The organism is Luteibacter sp. 22Crub2.1, assembly GCF_900167995.1.
Taxonomy (GTDB): Bacteria; Pseudomonadota; Gammaproteobacteria; order Xanthomonadales; family Rhodanobacteraceae; genus Luteibacter; species Luteibacter mycovicinus.
This window is the reverse complement of the sequence record NZ_FUYT01000003.1, coordinates 168,920-189,053: the sequence shown is the minus strand read 5'-3', so window position 1 is coordinate 189,053 and position 20,134 is coordinate 168,920. Positions and strand designations below refer to the sequence as shown.

The following is a 20,134-nucleotide window of genomic DNA, read 5'->3' as shown; positions in this document are numbered from 1 at the left end:
GTGTTCGCGATCGGCTTCGGGTCATTCGTCAAGGGGATGATTCGAACGAGCGTGCTCGGTGATTTTCCACTCCGCACCGGAGATGTCCACGACAACGCGGTCGTATACCCCTTCCCTGGTATCGGTCGAAGCTTCGTCCAGCAACTTCCCGTCCTCGCTTACCATGGCCAGGACGATATCGAAGATGGCGTATTGCCCGGTAACGCGCGACGTTAACGAGCCGAGGATGGCCAGCGTCGTATCGTTCGCAATGGCATCCGGCATGGATTTTCGGTAGTAAGCGGCAACACTGGCAGCCTTGGCCTGGGGACCGAACTTCGTGGTGCCAACGATGATCTCGTAGAAGTTCTTAAAGAAAGCCACCGCTATCGCTGGGTCGATCTCGGCTGGATTCTCCTGATATGTCGCCACCGGGCTGGCCAGCGGAGACCGGCCCAGAACCTTGCTGCCGGGGGTGTTCGCAAGGGCGCTGGCTGCGGCCGCGAATGCGGCTCCCCCATCACGAGCTGTGTACTTGACGCGGAAAATGACGTCGGTGAGTCGCGAGGCGCCTTTGCCCAGCACCGTCTCCCACCCGGTCTTGATGCCGGGCAGCTCCAGTCGCCATGTTGAGATGGCGCCCGTGCCTTCGAAGGGCAGTAGCCGGCAATCGTCAAAGAGCAGCGAGGCCAGCACGCTCTCACCTTCCGCCGTCAGCGCGTCGGAGGTCCGTGTCGACACCGCGGTCTGCTGATTGGCCCGCACAGAGGTGCGTAGCGCCTCGTGTGTGCCGGTCTCGGGTTTGTAGAGGCGTTCGAGTGCCTTCGTGTCCGCCTCAGTAAGAATGGTGCTGCTGATCTGTGTGAGTAAAGCGGGTACGTGGCACGTGGGATCGACGGCGTCCACGCCATTCAGGACGAGCGTGACCGAAACATGCTGGATCTGGCGCAGGTAATGTCCCGGATAATCCTGATCGAACAACAGCGACGGCAGCGAGAACACGAAGCCCCTGCCGGACAGTCCCTGGCGCAGCGCCGTCACGTCATCGCCACCCTTCAGCCCCGCAAGCGATATATCTCGCTCCATCAGTATCCGCCGCTCGTTTTTGCGAAGGTAAGCGGAGTCGATCATCAACAGGTCGCGTTGAAACGATTCGCCGGCCAGCATGCCTTTCCACTTGTCGGACCACGCTGCGGAACTGACAAACTCGCTGGTGAAATCGCCCGTGTCGCGTTGGTAAGCAGCCTCCGCATCCAGGCACAGTGCGAAGACCGCGTCATATGCCATCGAATAAATCGATGTCAGTTGGGAAATCATCCAATGATAGGTCGGCCCGATGGCGAAGCCAGTCGTCATGAATACGTATTCCTCATCCATGAGGCGCAGCTTGGTCTGGGCTTCCTCCAGCGCAAGACCCGCCGCCGCCACCGCAAGGTCCTGCACCGCTATCTCGCTGTCGCAGACCGACAACTCGGCCTTGGCGGTCGCAATCTCAAATTTCCATTCCGCCGTGCGGCGAGCGAACTCGGCCTCTTTGAAAGCCGCCTGCGCCGCCACGTCCATCATGTCGGCCGCGTATTTCACGGCCTGGCTCACTGCGCCGGCGATGGCTCCTGGCTTAGCACCCCCTGAGGCCACCCCGAAGATGGTCGGATAGACTTCGCTCCCTTTCTCGACGCTGCCGAACACCCCAGCCTGGGTGCGCAAGAAACCGGCCGTCGTGCCGAGCACGAAGCCAGCGGCCTCGTTGTGGTAAAGGCCATTGTCCACCAACTGTTCGAAATGCTTCTTGCGCTCGAGGAGAAGGTCACGACCGCGCTCAAGCTTTAGTCGCTCGGCTCGTGCGGACGTGAGCCCGTTGTTCTGAAGATTGATGGTGAAGCGGTGAAGATCGATAAGGTTCTTCTGCTGCATGACCGCCAGGTCGGCGTCGAACTCCGCCTCATACACGTGGAACAGTTGCTGGCCCATCTCCGTCAACCAAGCCGCCGCCTCCCGGGCCTTGGGCATGATCTCGCCATATCGGTAGCCCGGCGCGGTCAGCGTCCGGGATGGTCTGCCCTGGCTCGATGAGCCCGTGCGCGGATTGAGCAGGTAATTGAGTGAGGTCTCGCCCGCGTACAGGGGAAGTAACCCGGGTTTGCCGTCGAGGGTCAAGCCATGGCGTAGGTTGTCCATGCGACGTACGAGATTCCGGTGAGCCTGCGTGATCCGCCGGTCTGGCGAGGCATGCAGGGCTTCCATCGACAGCGACTTCAGTTCGGTTACCTGCCACCGCTCCGGGGCTAACGGTTCCGGTAGCCGACCGATAAGACGCATTGCCTTCTCGTAACACAGCCACGCTTCCACCAGTGCGTCGCGCGTCATTTGTCGGTAGAAACTGTCGCCTTCGGCGAGCCATAGCTCGACGAGGAAAAGGAACGTCGCGCGGCGATAGTGGTCGAAGTTAAAGTCGGCCAATGCGTCCGGATCCTGCACATAGGTCTGGCTGGCGAGCGCACCGCCCTTGAGGGTGAGCGGCACGGCATTCCAGTACCTCGACATACCATTACCGCCATCAGGCAAACCGCGCTGCGGATCGAACAGGTGCCTCGTACACCATTCCTCAGCGAGACGGAATTGCCTTGTTTCGCGAAGACGCCATGCGACCAGCCATGGGACGTGGAAGAAGAGCTCCCAGAAATACACGCCGTTGCAACCACCGAAGTCGATAGGCGACGACGAGGCATCGCTGGTCGCGCCAGGCTCTTCCATCGTTTGCGTGCTCCAGGCGAGCACGCGCTGAACGGAGTGTGTGGCTAAGGCAACGAGGCGCTTGCCGAAAAGGGTGCTGAGGGGAATCGCTGTCGGTGGCAGCGTGCTCCCTCCTTGCGCCTTACGATTCGCCTCGGTGAAGTCCAGGCTATGCATGCGGGACGCATTGCATCGCATGACGACCGACGGCACACCATCGTCGGGTTGAAGCTCGTCCGCCAGCAGGTCGACAATCGCCAGGCGCGCAGTTCGCGTGGCATATGGTTCCGACTCGGGCTTCAGGCGGCTGAGCGTCACCGTGATTTCGAATGGATCGTTGAGCTTGCTTCGCTCCACGAAGAATTCACTCGTCAACGCGGCGAGACTGTCACCAGCCTTACATACGAATTGTGCAAGTTCCGCACCCTTACTATCGGTAACGCGAACGAGCGTGTCAGCCAAAGCAATCCCGGAGGTTGGAAAGTTCCACTCCCACCGCCCCATCGAATACCGGAAGTCCCGGTTATAGACACTTACCGAGCCCAGCAAGCTTTTTGCTTCCTGGTAAGAATAGTAACCAAAGTTACCGGACCACTTTGCGAAGGAAAGTGAGCGGCTCGATCCGTCCGAGAAAGTCAATTCGGCCGTTTTGCCGGGTGCTCTGCTGTATCTTCTCAGCTGGAGGTAGCCAGGCTTCGACGGTGAGAGCCAGAGGTTGGTATCGTAGCTGTCGGTAGACGGCATATCGCTAGGTAAAGACGGTAACGCCATGTTCCCTTCTATCCCGTACGAGACACGTATCCGATCCCCGTTCGCCGCGGGATCTAATTTGATAAAAGGAATGTGAAGAGGTTCTGAGACAGGACCTTTGATATAACTCTCAAGAAGAGCTTCTTTATCCTTTTTATCCGTGCTCGCAATCGCTTCGGCTTCTGCCCTCCATTCATCTTCAAGTTTCGTCAACGTCCGATTTAACTTTTCATCCGCAATGACGTTCTGGCTTTCGCCAGCTAACTCGTCGCGTATGATGGTGGTAGCTCCCACATATCGATGCTGAATGACCCTGGGGTCGTCGAACATCCTGCTCCACTGGTCGACGAGCTTTGCCTCGCGTGGGCGTCCGACCGGGTCGTCTGTATCGATCTCCCGCGTTTCGACGAGAAGAAGATCCTTTGCGGCGATATAGTAATCGTTGTTGCGCGCGTAAGTGGCCTTTTTCTTCTTCCAGGACACGTCGGTATCGCGTGTGACCAGTAGAGCGACCAGCCAGGGATCGTCCGTACGTGGGCCGCTTTCGTCCACCATCACGACAATGCGGGGTTGGTAACTCAGCGTTTTCATCAGGGTCTTGTCAGGTTGGCCACCGCACCGTTCAGGCCGACCCGCCGGATCGGTGCCGTCGAGCCGAATAAGCTCGTTGGCCGTGCTCCATTGACCATCGGTCTGCAGGTAGGCGTAACACAGCCGGAAGACATAGACGTCGCTTGTCTTGTTGTCGAAGTTCGCGGCGGTGCCGTCACGCTCCAGCCACACGACGTATCGGCGCCCTGCAATGACGACCGGGCGAACCGCATCGATCGAGGTTCGCGGGTCGTTGCCGAAGTTGGCGCTCGTTTCCTTGTTGAGAGGTGTCTGCACGATGACGCCCGTGGCGGGCAGCGTGATCTTCTGCCATTCTCCCCAGGCCAGCATGCTGGGTGCGCCGCGGGTGTCCCGTATCGACATGTCCATTGTGCGCCAGTAATACTCCGCCGGCTCCACGTTTGATCGGCCGATGAAGTGAAACGTGTCGTTCTGAGGATCCACCCCGTCGTGATACGCGGATAGCGGCTGGATATTGCTGACGCGCTCGAAGCCGGCCAGGTAAGTCAGCATAGCGGTCTGAATCTCGTCGGCAGCGAACTTACCCTGCCCCACGAGTTTTTCAAAAGCCTCGAACAGGCTTGATTTGCTGCTCCGGCGGGATGGATCGAGAAAGCCCGATGGCTGGCGCTTCATCGTGTTATAGGTCTGCCATGAGCCGAACTGGCTGCGCCAGGCGCGCCACGCCTTGCGTTCGCTGACGAAGTGTTCCTGCCATGCATAGCCATCCTCCAGGCGCGCATACACGCGATGGATGTACTGCTGCAGGCTGGCGATGGCGGCGGCGACACGCGTCGTACGAGGCTCGCTTCCCACTTCGACGTCGATGAGCAGGTAGGCGGACAGGTCGACACGGCGCACCATCTCCGGCAGTGGTACGGGCTGCGAGCTTCCGAAATGCAAAAGCCACGTGCAGAGTGCGTCGCGCCAGGCTTCCGCGAGCGTGCCATCCAGCACGGTACGCTGGGAGGCGTCCAGGGTGGTACTCAGGCCCGCAGCCACGCGCTCGACCTGCGGCGCGTCCGGCGTCCCTTTCATGTCATTGAGATCCTTCAGCGTAGCGACCGAAATTCCCAGCTCCCGCTGCAAGGTCAGCAAACGCATGACATAGTCGATGTCCGCCACGTCTCCCGCGATGCCGGCAACGGCCTTTTTTCCGATGCTCCTGGTGAGCTCGCGGATCTCCGTGGGGGTGGCGCCAAGCAGTCTGGCCAGGTTCGCTGCCGCTTCGTCAATGGCAGGCGGCTCCTTTTCATGGGTGCGCTTCAGGTACGCCAATGCATCTGGCTCGTCGAAGCCAGTTGCAAGCATTCCCACCCAGTCCCGGTAGCGGCTTAAACGATAGAGCATGTCAAGCCTGATCGAATGTGTCGGCTTGCCGTCAGAGCTCCGCAGGTTGAACCATTCCGGATGAGCGACGAGGCCATCGAGACACGTGCCGCTGAGACCGAACATGCGGACCACCGAAGCGATACGGTGAACCCGATGCCAGCGCTGCGTCATGTCGCTGGAGAATGTGCTTGCGTCCGCGGCACCATCGACGCGGTTGTTTAGAGCCATCATGGCGTCGCCGAGCAACTGGTAACCGCTGACGCCGGCCCAGGTCAGGACGGCCGGGGCCTGGGCGACGTCAAGTGCGAATGCCGTGCGCAGCAATTGACTCGCGACCTCGTTCTGAGACGCGGCGGTATCGGCGATCGCATTGCCGAGTTTTGACACGTAGTCCTCGACGGGCGATACGGTGTCACGCTTTTTCAGCTTCGTCAGAAGCCCGGACAGCTTGATACGCAGGGCTGGACTCTGCATGGCCTGTGCGACGGGAAGGATCAGTCCGTTGTTGTCCACGAACTCGTTCAGGACCTCGCTCCACGCTTTTCCACCGAGGTCGTAGTCGACCTCGGTGTCTCGCATGAGCTTCTTGATCGTCAGCGTATCCAGCCGACTGGTCGACAGCGATTGGGCAGCATCGGCAAGAGCCGCCAACCAGGCGTTGGTGGCGGTGGTCGGCGCCGTGTCGTCACAGAGCGGCTCGAGCTTAATAAACGAAAGATGGTGCTGCCGGGCCCAGTCGGCCGCGTTCCAGAGGGCCGGTATGACATCGAGGATGTCGAAAGCATCCAGCGAGCTGGTTATAAACGGGTTACCCGCGATCTGGGCGTTGTAACCGTTGGTCTGCCGCTCGAGCAGGTCCAACATGGCGAGCCCTTCTTCGATGCTAAGGCCGAGCAGACGCGGTAGCGACGTCAGGCGGTAGCAGGCGGAGATCACTGGCAGCGTGCACGCCCTTGTTTTCTGCACCGCTTCGACACGTTGCAACAGTTGTTCCAGCAACGTGGTATCGATGCGCAGTGCGGTGGCGAACGCGGCGGTGTCGTCTGCCGTGAACGGCTTGTTGGTTACCTTGATCAGGCTGTCGAGCAGCGCAGGCGTACGACCGACTGCATAGACGGGGAGGTTCCCGATAAGCGCGGCGAACCCGTCCGGGGTGATCTCTGTGCTGGCTTTCAGATGGCCGTAGAGGCCTAGCGCGCGTAGCGTCTGCTCGGTCGGTAAGCTATCCGCCGCTGCCTTCTCTGCAGCGAGCGCGCTGCGAAGCAGCAGATCGGCTTCGGCGTACGAAACGTTGAGGCGCGTGCGGACCTGCAGCAGGCGCTGCATGCGATCCATGTGCTTCGCTGTTAGTCCGGCGATTTCCGTATCCATGGCGTCGGCGGATCCGGCACGCTGTTGTATCCATAGGGGGCCGGCGCCTGCATTGATAAACGCAGCCCCATACGCTTTGCTGGACGGCTTGCCCGTGCCGTCGGGAGCGTATCGGGCGAGAGACACAGCGGTGGCTGCATCGGCTTCCTTGGCAACGCCGTCTACGGCCAGAAGATGGCGTACATCACGACGTTTCAGTCCCGCGGCTTCCATGAGCGTCTTCACCGCGCTCAGTTCGCCAACGGTGGCGCCAGCTTTTTTGCTGAACAACGCTGCCGCGGACGCATCCGTCGTCACGGCTGGCCCGATCAACATCTTGCGCACGGCTGGAGAGAAGCCGCAGCCCATTGTCACTGCGTCGCGCAAGCCTTTACTGGGTTTCTCCGTGGCGACGAATGCCGGGAACTCCGGATCCGAATGGCGCACTGCCCGCCATAGCGGGATGCCGCGCAGGTGGAGGATGCTGAGTACGCGATTCCATGGCGCGTCATAGGGGAGCCCGATGGGTGTCGTGGCACTGACCATGCGCTCCTGGACGCTCGTGGAGCTGCCGGTGCACAGGACAATGCGCTTCTCCAGCAGCTCGTTAACGAGATCGAGCGTGGAATATTCCCGACGGAGCGCCGCGCTATCGAGAGCGAGGTCGGGGAGGTCTGGTCGTCGCATCGCGAGCAGGCAGGCTTTTTCGGGGGCGGCGCCCTCTTCGAGCCGGCTGCTCAACGTGAACAAGTCGCTGAGATAAGCCACCGGGCCCGTCTCGTCGTCGACGGCTCCTGCCACCGTCAGCAGATTCGCATTCTCGGCGAAGAGTGCGCTGTACGTAGCCGCGTCGATGGTGGCGGATTGAGCATTCGTGACGTCGCTGTCGCTGCTCATCAGGGATCCTTCCCTTGGTTAAGGCGACGGAACGTCGCGTATCAGGACGCTAGCAGTTGCATTCAGGCAGTGATATAGACCGTTTGTTGTAGGTGACCCGCCGCGAATCACTACGGAGGCTTAGCGCTCGTCGGCCGATTTGTGCTTTCGCCACCAGATGACGCCCAGGCCGATCAAGGCCGCGGCAATGGCCAGGTAAATCCCCGTCTGCCCGCGACGAATCCACATCGACAGCCATTCGTGGTTATGCGCGCCGAAGTAACCCAGGTAGACCCAGATCGGCACGCTGATGGCGGCGGCAAGGCCATCGAGCAGCAGAAAGCGGAAGAAGCCCACGCGATGAGTGGCACCGGCGGTGATGAACACCGCGGTACGCATACCCGGCAGGAAGCGGGCCACGAACATCATGCGGTTGCCGTACTTCTCGAACTTCTCCTGCACTTTCGCATAGCGCTCGGGGGTGAGCAGGCGGGCAACGACACGCCAGCTCATGATCCGGCCGCCGAAATGCCGGCCGAGCAGGAACATCGTGGAGTCGCCGAACAGCACGCCCGCCATGCCGACGCCCACCATGGTGTGGACGTCGCCGTAGCCGAGCCCGGTGATGATGCCGCCGGCCACGAGAGTGATGTCCTCGGGCAGCGGGATACCCGCGCCACAAAGCATCAGCGCGAAGAAAACGGCGGCGTAGCCATTCCTTCCGAAAAAATCGACGAGGTCGTTGAGTAGATCCATCAGTGGCGCGTAAAGCCGGCTGGGGCCGGTCCCTTCGAGGAACGAGGCGGGGATGATCCCATGGATCGTGTTATGAGAGCGGTGCGCCGCATCATTCGCCCGCCGTGCGGGCCGGCGCGGCGCGGGCCGCCAGGAGAACGCGCAGTTCCGCCTTCTCGGTGTCGTCCAGCACGCCTTCGCGAACCCGGGAGATCAGATACTCGCGGCGTTGTGTCGTCGCCTGGCGCTCCATCTGAATCAGCGCGTCGTGGAACTCCACACGCTGCATCTCCGGCTCGCCGATGACCTCGGCCGACATCAGCTTCTGCAGCGAGGCGTACTCCGGAAGCTCCATGAAGTACTCGACCAGCACGGCCGGGCGGATGCCGGGACGCGCGCGGGCCACATCGAGCAACTCGGCCAGCAGCGCGACGCCAGGCCGGTCGAGGCGGAGAAACGGGTAGGGCGGCTCCACCTCGGCCGCCAGATCGGGCTGGGCGAGCAGCAGGGTGATCGCGCTGCGGACCAGGCTGCGCTGGACGTTGGTGGGGCGGTTGGCGTCCTGGCGCGGGGCCGGCGGCTCAGGCTCCAGTACGGCACGGGCGCCGGTGCGGCGCTCCAGCTCCTGGCCCATGAGATCGCGGAAGGCGCCATCGGGCAGCTTGGCGATCAGCGGGCGGGCCCGCTCGGCCAGGCGGGCGCGGCCGTCGAGGCGGGTCACGTCCACGTCCCGGGCCAGTTCCTCAAAGAAGTACTCCGACATCGGCATGGAGTCCTTCATGCGCTTCTCGAAGCCTTCCTTGCCTTCCTTGCGGACCAGGGTGTCCGGGTCCTCCCCGTCGGGCAGGAACAGGAAGTGGGCCTGGCGGCCGTCGCGCATGCGCGGCAGCACCGATTCGAGCGCTCGCCACGCGGCGGCCTTACCGGCACGGTCACCGTCGAAGCAGAAATAGACGTCGGGGGCGGCACGGAACAGGACTTCCGCGTGGTCCGGCGTGGTCGCGGTGCCCAGCGTGGCGACGGCGATGGGCAGGCCGGCCTGATGCAGGGCGATGACGTCCATGTAGCCCTCGACCACCATGATCCGGGTGACCTGCTGGTGCGCCTGTTTCACCTGCCACAGCGCGAACAGTTCCTTGCCCTTGTGAAACAGGGCGGTCTCCGGCGAATTGAGGTACTTGGGGCTCTGCTCGGACGACAGCACGCGGCCGCCGAAGGCGATGACCCGACCGCGGCGATCCAGGATGGGGAACATGACCCGCTCGCGGAACCGGTCGTATCTGTTGCCGCGCTCGTTGCTGGCGACCATCCCCGCTTCGTTGAGCAGCTGGCGCCGACGGTCATTCGTGCCCAGCGCCTTCATCACGCCGTCGAAGCCAGCGGGCGCCCAGCCGATGCGAAAGCGTTTGACGATCTCCTCGTCCAGTCCTCGGCCGTCGACGTAGGCCTTCGCCTCGGGGCTGCTGCCCAGCTCGCGCTGGTAGAAGCTGGCCGCTTCGTCGAGGAGGGTGTAGAGGTCGCTGCGGTCTTCCCGTGGCTTATCGTCACGGCCGCCCTCGTAGGGCACTTTCAGGCCGGCGGACTGGGCGAGTTCCTCGATCGCGTCGGGAAACTCGAGCCGGTCGTAGTCCATGATGAACTTGATCGCGCTGCCGTGGGCGCCGCAGCCGAAGCAGTGGAAAAACTGCTTCTGCGGGCTGACGTAGAACGACGGCGATCGCTCGTTGTGAAACGGGCAGCACGCCGTCCATTCGCGCCCCGCCTTCTTCAGCGGGACGCGCCGCTCGATCACGTCGACGATGTCGACGCGGGTCAGCAGTTCATCGATAAAGCTGTCGGGAATACGGCCACGCATCAGTCGCCTAGGATGCCACGCATCCGCTTCCGTATGGAGTCCGCATTCCCTTATCGGGCGATCAGAACGCCAGGTGGAAGACGCCGATGACCGCCAGGATCGCGATCACGAACAGGATCAGGAAGATGGCGAAGCAGACCTTGGCGATCGTGCCGGCGATGCCCGAAATCCGGCTGAAGCCGAGGGCGCCGGTGACCAGGGCGATGAGGCCGAAAATAATGGCGTATTTGAGCATGGGATCTCTCCGTCGAGCGCCGGAGGAACGTCCTGCCAGCCGCGGTGCGGAGCATGCTCACAAATGTGTAGGCTCGCCGTGAAACGGCGAGGCATGTAGGAGCGCGCCTGCGCGCGAAGCCCACTCCGCGTCGGGCTCGGGTCGCGCGCGGGGCGCGCTCCTACAAGTACTGGCTCAGGCGAGTCTGGCCTTAACCTTACCGGCCACCGCGCCCATATCGGCACGCCCGGCGGCCTTTTCCTTCACCAGCGCCACGACCTTGCCCATATCCCGGGCGGTCGTCGCACCCGTCTCGGCTATCGCGGCGGTGATCACGTCGTCCAGCTCGGCGTCGGTGAGCTTGGCCGGGAGGTAACCCTCGATGACGCTCATCTCATAGCGCTCGATGGTCGACAGGTCGGTACGACCCGCCTTGTCGAACTGCTCGATCGAGTCGCGGCGCTGCTTCTGCATCTTTTCGAGGACGGCCAGGACCTGGTTATCGTCCAGCTCGATCCGCTCGTCGACTTCGCGTCGCTTGATCTCGGACTGCATCAGGCGGATAACTGCCAGACGGTCTTTCTCGCCGCCCTTCATGGCGGCCTTCATGTCTTCGGTGATCTTGGCTTTCAGACTCATGGCATTTCTCCGGGACGACGAAAAGCCGGCTCCACCTTTCGGCGAAGCCGGCTCGGTTTTCCGCCTGATTGCGGCGGCAGCGGGCGAACGCGCCAGCCGCGGATCCAACACCCGACCGTGAGGCCGGGGAGGCAATCAGTACATGCGGGTCCGGCGCGTCGTGTCGCGAGACAGACGGCGGAGGTGACGCTTCACGGCAGCAGCGCGCTTACGCTTACGCTCCTGGGTGGGCTTTTCGTAAAATTCGCGCTTGCGCGTTTCGGCCAGGACGCCAGCCTTCTCGCACGTACGCTTGAAGCGGCGAAGGGCAAGCTCAAACGGCTCGTTCTCGCGGACTTTAACGCTCGGCATGGAAACTCCACTTGTTTAAACTGACCCGTCTACCCGGGTGAGCCGTGGATTATAACGTGATCGATTCGAAAAATTCAAAGCCCGTGTTAGGTGTGGAAACGTCCTGTGACGAAACGGGCGTCGCCCTGCTGCGCTGGGACCCGGAGAAGCCGGGCCGCGGCCTGCTTTCCCATGCCTTGTTCAGCCAGATCGCCCTGCACGCCGAGTACGGCGGCGTAGTGCCCGAGCTGGCCAGTCGCGACCATGTCCGTAAGCTACTTCCCCTTGTGCGAGAAGCACTTAAGGACGCGGGTCTGACACCGTCGGATCTCGGTGGCGTGGCCTACACGGCGGGTCCCGGCCTTGTGGGTGCCCTGCTGGTGGGCGCGTCGGCGGCCCGCGCCATGGCCTGGGCGCTCGGCGTGCCGGCCATCGGTGTTCACCATATGGAAGGTCACCTGCTGGCGCCTTTGCTGGAGGATGACCCGCCGGAACCGCCCTTTGTGGCGCTCCTGGTCTCCGGCGGCCACTCGATGCTGGTCGAGGTGAAGGCCATCGGCGAGTACCGGATTCTTGGCGACACGCTGGATGACGCGGCGGGTGAGGCCTTCGACAAGACCGCCAAGATGATGGGTCTGCCGTACCCCGGCGGTCCCGCGCTGGCCAGGCTGGCGGAGCAGGGCACGCCGGGGCGTTTCCGCTTCTCCCGGCCGATGACCGACCGCCCGGGGCTCGATTTCAGTTTCTCCGGCCTTAAGACCCAGGTCCTGCTGGCCTGGCAGGCCTCGGACAAGACGGATCAGACCCGTGCCGATATCGCGCGGGCCTTTGAAGAAGCCATCGTCGACACCCTGGCGATCAAGTGTCGCCGGGCGCTCGAGGCCAGCGGTGCCAGACGGCTGGTGATCGCGGGCGGCGTCGGCGCCAACAAGCGTCTGCGCGAGCAGCTGGCCGAAGCCGGTGCGAAAGACGGTTTCCGGGTGTATTTCCCAAGGCTGGCGTTCTGCACCGACAACGGCGCGATGATCGCTCTGGCAGGAGCGATTCGCCTCGCGGCAGGTCAGCAGCAGGACCGCACGATTCAGGTGCACCCGCGGTGGAGTCTCGAAACCCTTCCAGCCGCCTAAGGCTCATGTAGGAGCGCGCCCCGCGCGCGATCGCCCCCGGGGCGTATGTTGCACAAATCGCCCCGGTCGCCGACCCTGTACGCCCCTTCGCACCACCAGAACCCCTCATGGATATCGTCTTCATCGAAGACCTGCGCATCGACGCGGTCATCGGCATCTACGACTGGGAGCGCCGGATCCGGCAGACGCTGTCGTTCGACCTCGAAATGGCTTTCGACAACCGCAAGCCGGCCGCCAGTGACGACATCAACGAGACGCTGAACTACAAGTCGATTTCCAAACGCCTGCAGACGTATGTGGAGTCGTCCAGCTTCGGCCTGGTCGAGACACTGGCCGAGCGCTGCGCCGAGATCGTCCGTGAGGAGTTCGGCGTGTCGTGGGTTCGCCTGAAGCTGTCCAAGCCCGGTGCCGTACGCGGGGCGAAGGCCGTGGGTGTCCGCATCGAGCGTGGCACCCGACCGGAATGATCCACTTCGAGAAAACATTGACCGTCATGGAAGATTTTGTCGCGTCGCCCGAGCTGAAGCGGGTGGCTTTCGTCGCAGGCCTGTTCGTCGTGGCCTGGCTGGTTGGCCTGCTTGGCCGCGTGTTCCTGCATCGCGTCGTACGTGTCGCCACCCGTCATACCGCCTGGCGCTGGGACGACGCGCTCTATGAGTACGGCGCGTTCCGCTGGCTGGCGCGCATGCTACCGGCCATCGTCGTCTATTACGGCATCGGGATGTTCCTCTCGATCGCCGACGACGACATGGGTGCCTTCATCCGCAACCTTGCGGTCTGCTGGATGATCGTCTGCGTCATCGCGTCGCTGGGTCGCGCACTGATCGCATTCGAATCGCTGTACAGCGCTACGCCCGCAGGTAAGCGTTCGATCAAAGGCGTGGTGCAGCTGCTCCAGCTGGCGCTGTGGATCGTCGCCCTCGTTTTGGTGATCACCAAACTCACCCATCAGAGCATCGGCCTGCTGCTGTCCGGCATCGGCGCGATGTCGGCGGTATTGCTGCTGGTTTTCAAGGATACGATTCTCGGCTTCGTCGCCGGGATCCAGCTCAGCACCAACGACATGCTGCGCGTCGGCGACTGGATCACGATGACGTCCGCCGGTGTCGACGGCGACGTTATCGACATCACGCTGCATACGGTCAAGGTGCGCAATTTCGATCGCACCATCGTGACGGTGCCGACGTGGCGGCTGATCGCCGAGTCGTTTCAGAACTGGCGCGGCATGCAGGATTCCGGTGGCCGGCGGATCAAGCGCGAGCTGTTCATCGATGCCGCGGGTGTGCGGTTTCTCGAGGACGAAGAGCTCGAGCGTTTCGGCAGGATGCATCTGCTGACCGCCTATCTCGAGCGCAAGCGCGAAGACATCCGTCGCTGGAACGAAGCGCTGGGTGACGCCGGCAAACTGCCGGTCAATCGCCGTCGCCAGACCAACATCGGGGCGTTCCGTGCTTACGCGGATGCATACCTCAAGGCGCATCCCGATGTGCACGACAAGATGACCCGCATGGTGCGTATGCGCGATCCGGGTGCCCTGGGCATCCCGCTGGAGATTTACGCGTTCACCAATACGGTGGTGTGGCTCGACTACGAGCGCATCCAGGCGGATATCTTCGATCATCTGATTGCGATCCTTCCCGAGTTCGGGCTGCGGCCGTTCCAGCAGCCGTCGGGTGGGGATCTGCGCGAGGGCTTCGCGTCCATGCGGTCGGCCGCCGTGGTGACGCCGGTCGCGGCGGAGGACTGACATGGGCCGCGCGTATCTGAGTCTCGGTTCCAACATCGACGCTGCGCGCTGGCTGGGTGCGGCGGTCGCCGAGTTGCGGGCGCGCTTCGGTGCGCTGGATGTCTCGCCGGTGTACCGCAGTGCCGCTGTCGGTTTTGACGGGCCGGACTTCCTCAACCTCGCGGTGGCGCTGGACAGCGACCTGGGGCCGGAAGCGCTCAATGACTGGCTGCACGCGCTTGAAGATCGGCATGGACGGGTCCGGGGCGGCGAGCGTTACGCCGACCGGACGCTGGATGTCGATATCGTCCTTTATGACGATCTGGTCCTGAGCGGGAAGGGGCACCTGGAGCTGCCACGGGGCGAGCTTCGGCATGCGTTTGTGCTTAAACCGCTGGCGGATATCGCGCCGGACGTGCGCCACCCTGTGGATGGACGGACGCTGGGCGAACTCTGGGCTGCCTTTCCGGCGGAGAGTGAGCCGCTGGTGGTCGACGAGGCCTGCACGGTCGCCGTTGCCTGAGAAAGCCGTCGGTCCGGACGTCCTGTCCCGTGACAGACAGCCTACGGTGGCGGCTGGCCAGCCAAGGTGATACAACGCGTTCCACCAAGGGGTTCTAAGGAAAGGATATGGGTAAGTTCGCACGCAGCTGGGCGCTGATGAAGTCCAGCGCCACGATCCTCCGCCAGGACAAGGAGCTGATGCTCTTTCCACTCCTGGCCGGTCTCGCCTCGCTTCTGGTCATCGCGACCTTCGCCTGGCCGGTGATCGCCATGATCGGATCGAATCAGGTCGATCTCGAAGGCCAGCGCCATCACGTCTCGCCGCTCTTTATGCTGGTCAGCTTCGCGTTTTACTTCGTGCAGTATGGCGTCGTGATCTTCTTCAACGTCGCGCTCGCCTCCGCCGCCATGATCCGTCTCAACGGTGGCAACCCGACGCTCGGTGACGGCCTCCGTGCCGCGATGGGCAAGCTGCCGAACATCATCGGATATGCCCTGATCGCCGCCACGGTCGGCATGATCCTGCGTGCGCTGCAGGAACGTCTCGGCTTCGTCGGCCGCATCGTCGCCGGTATCCTCGGCTTCGGCTGGACGGTCGCCACCTTCCTCGTCGTGCCGGTGCTCGCCGCGCAGGACATCGGCCCGGTGGACGCAGTGAAGCGCAGCACCTCGCTGCTGAAGGAAACCTGGGGCGAGAACCTGATCGGCAACGCTGGCATCGGCCTCGCCGGTGGCATCCTCACCTTCTGCCTGATCTTCGCCAGCGCCGTCTTGTTCTTCGGTGCCGTCGCGACGCATTCGGTGGCGTTGATGATCACGGTCGGCGTTGCGGCGGTCGTCAGCCTCGTCGCGCTGAGCCTGTTCCAGGCGGCGATGCACGGCGTGTACTCCGCTGCGTTGTATCGCTTCGCGACGGAAGGCGACCCGGGTCAGGGCTTCGACCGCGCTCTGCTGGAATCGGCGTTTCGTCAGAAGAACTAAGGCACCGCTGTGATGACGAGGAAGGCCCCGACCACGTTCGGGGCCTTCTTCATTTGTAGATGCTGGAAGCCAACCGATGCCGGTGGGAGCGGACCCTGCCGGTGCTATCACGTAGCCCTTGCGTTACCGCGAATCAGATGTTGAGTGCGCGGCCGCCGTCGACGCGGATGACCTGGCCGGTGGTGTAGTGCGCGTCCATCAGCAGCCAGCGCACGGCTTCGGCGACGTCGGCGGGCTCGCCTTTGCGGCCGAGCGGTGTTTTGGCGATGAGCGCATCGGCGGCTTCTTCGGGCTTGCCGGACTCGGGCCAGAGAATGGCGCCGGGTGCGACGGCGTTGACGCGGACATCGGGCGCGAGGTCCCTGGCCAGCGCTTGCGTGAGCATCGCTAGCGCCGCCTTCGCCATCGAGTACACCGCGTGTCCGGCGAGCGGACGTTCGGCGTAAATGTCGACGATGTTGACGATCGATCCGCGCGCTTTACGAAGGGCGGGCGTCGCTGCCTGTGCGAGGAAAAACGGTGCGCGCGCGTTGGCGGCGAACAGGTCGTTCCAGTGCGCGGCGGTGGTAGCGCCGATCGGTGTCGGGTAGAACGCGGACGCGTTGTTGACCAGTCCGTCGAGTCGACCGAAGCGGTCGGTGACGGCCGCGATGAGTGTGTCGGGTGTGGCGTCGTCTTCCAAAGCGCCGGCGAAGATGGCGGCGCTCTCAGGGCGCGCAGCGTTGAGCTCCTGCGACAGAGCTTTGGCTTCGTCTGCCGATTGACGATAGTGAATAGCGACGTCGCAGCCTGACGCGTGCAGGTGACGCACGATGGCGGCGCCGACGCGGCGTGCGCCTCCGGTGACGAGGACGACCGGTTGCTTGTTCACGTGCGACTCCCTGTTCTATCGGTGGGGAGCTTGCCGTAAACGGGCGCTGTCGTCACGTCGCGGGTTTGATTTTGCGGGCAGCTGGTTTCTTTGCGGGCGCGCGGCGGGCGGCGGTTTTCTTTGTCGCTTTCCTGGTGGATGCCTTGGCGACCCTGGTGGGGGTGGCTTTGCGGGCGGCGGATTTCTTGTCGGTGGCGCGTTTGGGGGTGGCCCTTTTTTTTGTCGCTGCCTTGCGGGAGTGCCCTTTGGGCGCATCGCCAGCAGGGCCGGCTCCTGCAGAGGCTGCGGCTCGCCTGGCGGTGGGGCCAGGCGGGGTTTCGCCAGCGGAGCTGGCTGCCACCGGGCCGGCGGCGCCCGAGGTGTGTGGCGCTGGCTCGCCTTTCGGCTTGTTGCGCGAGGACTTCTTGCTGCCGCTGCCGTCCGGGGTGTCGTCGCCTTCGATGTGGATTTCGCCGCTGAACAGTTCCATCGCGGTTTTGGCGACCTGGCCGGTGTCGTAGTAGGCGTAGGCGCCGACGCCAAGTGCACCGACGATGGGCAGCCAGCGGGAGATGCCTTTGCCTACGGCGCGCTTCGAAACGCTGACGCCGATGCGACCGGCGAGACGCTGGAGAACGCTGGTGGCGGCCGTACGGAAGACGAGGCGGTCGCCGACACGGATGGCGATGTCACGGAAGGCCTGCGCGGCGGTGTGGCGGAACAGGCACCAGAGCATTTGTTCCTGACCGAGCTTCGCCGTTTTGCCATAAGCGGCGGCGATGTCGCTGACCAGCTGGCCCTGGATGCGCCAGATGGCGACGAGTTCGGGGAGAACGGTCAGCCAGCCGAGGGGGCCCGGCGGCAGGGCGAGGGAGCCGGCTGTCAGGCCTGCCTTGTTCGCCGCTGCGCTGGAGAGGCGGCGGCACTCGTCCTCGACGGTGCCCTTTGCGGCACGGGGGACGTCGCTGTCGGGGATGCGGCTGACGAACTCGAGAATGGCTTTCGCGACGGGGCTTTCGGCGCGGTCGGCGACGACGGCGATGATTTCTTTCGAGGTGGAGGTGGCGTCTTTCTTCGCCATGGGGGCTCCCTGGGGTTCGATGGAAGTAATGGTGGGGGTGGGAGCGTGAGTCGGTCATGAAGCCTTGAGGCGGGGTGGGTCGCCAGCAGGGCTGGCTCCTACAAGGAGCCGGGTTTGATCGGGGCGGGACGATGGGCCGCATGTTGCGGTGCAGCGGGCGGGTGTATGCTTTGAGGTAAATCTCAAGGATGAAAGCGGCTCGAAAGGTGCAGACCTCATAGTCGCCTCGCCCAATTCCCCCTTCCTGCGGCCGCAGGTAGTTACGTTATAACATTGCCAAGAAGAGTCCCTGATGACCCCCGTTCGCCTTGCACTCTGCATCGCCCTTGCCTTGTCCGCCGCTCCGGCCTTCGCGACCGACGACCCGGCTCCGCCGCAAAAAACCACGAATCTGGGCGAAGTGGATGTCAGCGCGCAGCTCGACGCGGCGCGTAACAGCCTTTCGCCCGACACCGGCAGCAGCCAGTACGTCATGGATCGCCAGACGATCCAGGCGCTGCCGCTGGGTGATTCGACGCCGCTGAACCAGGTCGTCCTTCAGGCGCCGGGCGTGGTGCAGGATTCCTACGGCCAGCTGCATGTGCGTGGCGACCACGCCAACCTGCAGTACCGCATCAACGGCGTGCTGATCCCCGAGAGCATCGGCGGTTTTGGCCAGACGCTGGATGCCCGCATGATCGACAGCGTGAAGCTGCTCACCGGCGCGCTGCCCGCGCAGTACGGCGAGCGCACCGCGGCCATCGTGGACATCACCACCCGCACCGCGAAGGACGGCATCGGCGGCAGTGTCGGTATCACCGGCGGCCAGTTCGGCACGCTCAACCCGAATGCCACGCTGTTCGGCAAGAAGGACGACTGGAGCTTCTTCCTCACCGCCAACTACCTCGAGAACGACGTCGGTATCGAAAACCCGACCTCCAGCCGCAAGGCCGTCCACGACCACACCAACCAGGTGAAGGCGTTCGGCGACATTTCGTACCTGATCAACAACGACACGCGCCTCAGCTTCATGTTCGGCGCGACCAACAACCGTTTCGAGATCCCGAACAATCCCGGCCAGTCGCCGCAGTTCGGTTATCTCGACGTGACGGACTTCGACTCGGCACAGCTCAACGAGCGTCAGTCGGAGAAGACGCGCTTCGGCATCCTCAGCCTGCAGGGCAAGATGGGTAACACCGCCTACCAGGTCTCGGCGGGCGAACGTTACAGCGGTCTGAACTTCACGCCGGACGACATCGGCGACCTGATGTTCAACGGCGTCGCATCGGACGTCCACCGCGCCAACCGCGCGACCACGCTGCAGGCGGACTTCTCCACGCCGTTGGGCGACAACCACACGCTGCGTTACGGCGTTTACGGTGAGTTCGAACGCGCGACGTCGAGCAATAATGCGCTGGTGTTCCCGGCCGGTGCCGACGGCAATCAGACGTCGACCACGCCGATGAACATCCTCGACAGCAGCCGCATCCTGGCCCGCACCTATGCCCTGTACCTGCAGGACGAGTGGAGCATCGGCGACAAGTGGACGGTGAACTACGGTGCGCGCGCGGATCGCTACGATGCGTTCAAGCCGGAAAGCCAGCTGAGCCCGCGCCTCGGTGTCGTCTATCAGCCGACCGACGGCACGACGATCCACGCCGGTTACTCGCGTTACTTCACGCCGCCGGCCAGCGAGTCGATCAGCCCGACCTCCATCGCCAAGTTCAACGGCACGACCAACGCGCTGCCGGACGACGGTAACGACACGCCGCTGGCCGAGCGCAGCAGCTATTACGACGTGGGCATCTCGCAGAAGCTGGGTGACCAGTGGACCGTCGGCATCGACAGCTATCTGCGTCACGTCGCGCGCATCCAGGACGAAGGCCAGTTCGGCGCCGCCGTGGTCTACTCGACCTTCAACTACGACCAGGGCAAGGTCAAGGGCGACGAGTTCACCCTGAACTACAACGGCGGCGCACTGACCGCGTACTTCAACTTCGCGTACAACCGTTCCGTCGGCAAGCGCATCATCACGGGTCAGTACAACTTCGATCCGGACGATCTCGCCTACATCCAGGACCACTTCATCCACCTGGATCACGACCAGAAGTACACCTCGTCGGGCGGCATCAGCTACGCGTTCGCCGACAGCACGCGCATCGGTGCGGACTACCTGTTCGGTTCCGGCCTGCGCCGCGACGGCCTCGTGCCCAACGGCGACACGATGCCGTCGTACTTTCAGCTCAACCTGAGCGTGGCGCACGACTTCAACCTCACTAGCCTCGGTGCTACCCACACGCAGCTGGCTCTGGTCAATGCGCTGGATCGCACGTACGAACTCCGTGACGGTTCCGGCATCGGCGTCGGTGCGCCGCAATTCGGTCCGCGGCGCGGCGTGTTCCTGTCGCTACAGCAGGACTTCTGAGTCCGGGCGCTTCCCGGGGGCTTCGCATCCCCGGGAAGCGCTCCCCTGCAACGGGA

The 20,134-nt window shown here is 63.4% G+C and carries 14 protein-coding genes; 6 read left to right on the top strand and 8 right to left on the bottom strand.

Annotated features, from left to right (window positions below; translation table 11 throughout):
* Positions 1-21: 21 nt before the first annotated feature.
* The 6 genes from B5X73_RS04030 to rpsU form a co-directional block, all read right to left on the bottom strand.
* Entirely contained in the window at positions 22-7,653 is a 7,632-nt protein-coding gene (locus tag B5X73_RS04030) for a Tc toxin subunit A-related protein (protein ID WP_079520665.1), read from the bottom strand.
* A gap of 120 nt (positions 7,654-7,773) precedes the next feature.
* Positions 7,774-8,388 carry a DedA family protein gene (locus tag B5X73_RS04025; RefSeq protein ID WP_079520664.1) on the bottom strand — a complete coding sequence of 205 codons (615 nt, stop codon included), beginning with the start codon at positions 8,386-8,388 and terminating at the stop codon, positions 7,774-7,776.
* 91 nt (positions 8,389-8,479) lie between these two features.
* The gene (gene dnaG, locus B5X73_RS04020; protein WP_079520663.1) at positions 8,480-10,222 is read right to left on the bottom strand and encodes a DNA primase; all 1,743 of its coding nucleotides are present in this window, start codon (positions 10,220-10,222) and stop codon (positions 8,480-8,482) included.
* A gap of 61 nt (positions 10,223-10,283) precedes the next feature.
* A complete protein-coding gene (locus tag B5X73_RS04015; protein WP_036116391.1) occupies positions 10,284-10,457 on the bottom strand; it encodes a DUF1328 domain-containing protein in 174 nt (57 codons plus the stop codon).
* A gap of 174 nt (positions 10,458-10,631) precedes the next feature.
* Positions 10,632-11,075 (bottom strand): GatB/YqeY domain-containing protein, encoded by a 444-nt coding sequence (locus tag B5X73_RS04010; protein WP_079520662.1) that lies wholly within the window; start codon positions 11,073-11,075, stop codon positions 10,632-10,634.
* A gap of 135 nt (positions 11,076-11,210) precedes the next feature.
* Positions 11,211-11,426 (bottom strand): 30S ribosomal protein S21, encoded by a 216-nt coding sequence (gene rpsU, locus B5X73_RS04005; RefSeq protein ID WP_029213735.1) that lies wholly within the window; start codon positions 11,424-11,426, stop codon positions 11,211-11,213.
* An 83-nt stretch (positions 11,427-11,509) separates the two neighbouring features.
* Here rpsU and tsaD point away from each other — a divergent pair, with 83 nt between their 5' ends.
* The 5 genes from tsaD to B5X73_RS03980 all read left to right on the top strand — a co-directional run bounded on the left by tsaD (position 11,510) and on the right by B5X73_RS03980 (position 15,743).
* Complete coding sequence (gene tsaD, locus B5X73_RS04000; RefSeq protein ID WP_079520740.1) at positions 11,510-12,532, top strand: tRNA (adenosine(37)-N6)-threonylcarbamoyltransferase complex transferase subunit TsaD; 1,023 nt, start codon at positions 11,510-11,512, stop codon at positions 12,530-12,532.
* 107 nt (positions 12,533-12,639) lie between these two features.
* Positions 12,640-12,999, top strand: coding sequence for a dihydroneopterin aldolase (folB, locus tag B5X73_RS03995; protein WP_036116385.1), 360 nt, complete (start codon positions 12,640-12,642; stop codon positions 12,997-12,999).
* 26 nt (positions 13,000-13,025) lie between these two features.
* Positions 13,026-14,279 (top strand): mechanosensitive ion channel family protein, encoded by a 1,254-nt coding sequence (locus B5X73_RS03990; RefSeq protein WP_156108808.1) that lies wholly within the window; start codon positions 13,026-13,028, stop codon positions 14,277-14,279.
* Between the two features lies 1 nt (position 14,280).
* A complete protein-coding gene (gene folK / locus B5X73_RS03985; RefSeq protein WP_079520661.1) occupies positions 14,281-14,781 on the top strand; it encodes a 2-amino-4-hydroxy-6-hydroxymethyldihydropteridine diphosphokinase in 501 nt (166 codons plus the stop codon).
* 107 nt (positions 14,782-14,888) lie between these two features.
* Positions 14,889-15,743 (top strand): DUF6159 family protein, encoded by an 855-nt coding sequence (locus B5X73_RS03980; RefSeq protein ID WP_079520660.1) that lies wholly within the window; start codon positions 14,889-14,891, stop codon positions 15,741-15,743.
* Between the two features lie 133 nt (positions 15,744-15,876).
* On the opposite strand, the gene B5X73_RS03975 is transcribed toward B5X73_RS03980, so the two are convergent.
* Complete coding sequence (locus tag B5X73_RS03975) at positions 15,877-16,614, bottom strand: pteridine reductase (RefSeq protein ID WP_079520659.1); 738 nt, start codon at positions 16,612-16,614, stop codon at positions 15,877-15,879.
* Positions 16,615-16,666: 52 nt separating this feature from the next.
* Positions 16,667-17,674, bottom strand: a complete 1,008-nt coding sequence (locus tag B5X73_RS21250; protein WP_254857217.1) for a hypothetical protein — start codon at positions 17,672-17,674, stop codon at positions 16,667-16,669.
* A 292-nt stretch (positions 17,675-17,966) separates the two neighbouring features.
* On the opposite strand from B5X73_RS21250, the gene B5X73_RS03965 reads away from it, so the two are divergent.
* A complete protein-coding gene (locus B5X73_RS03965; protein ID WP_079520658.1) occupies positions 17,967-20,078 on the top strand; it encodes a TonB-dependent receptor in 2,112 nt (703 codons plus the stop codon).
* Positions 20,079-20,134: the final 56 nt, after the last annotated feature.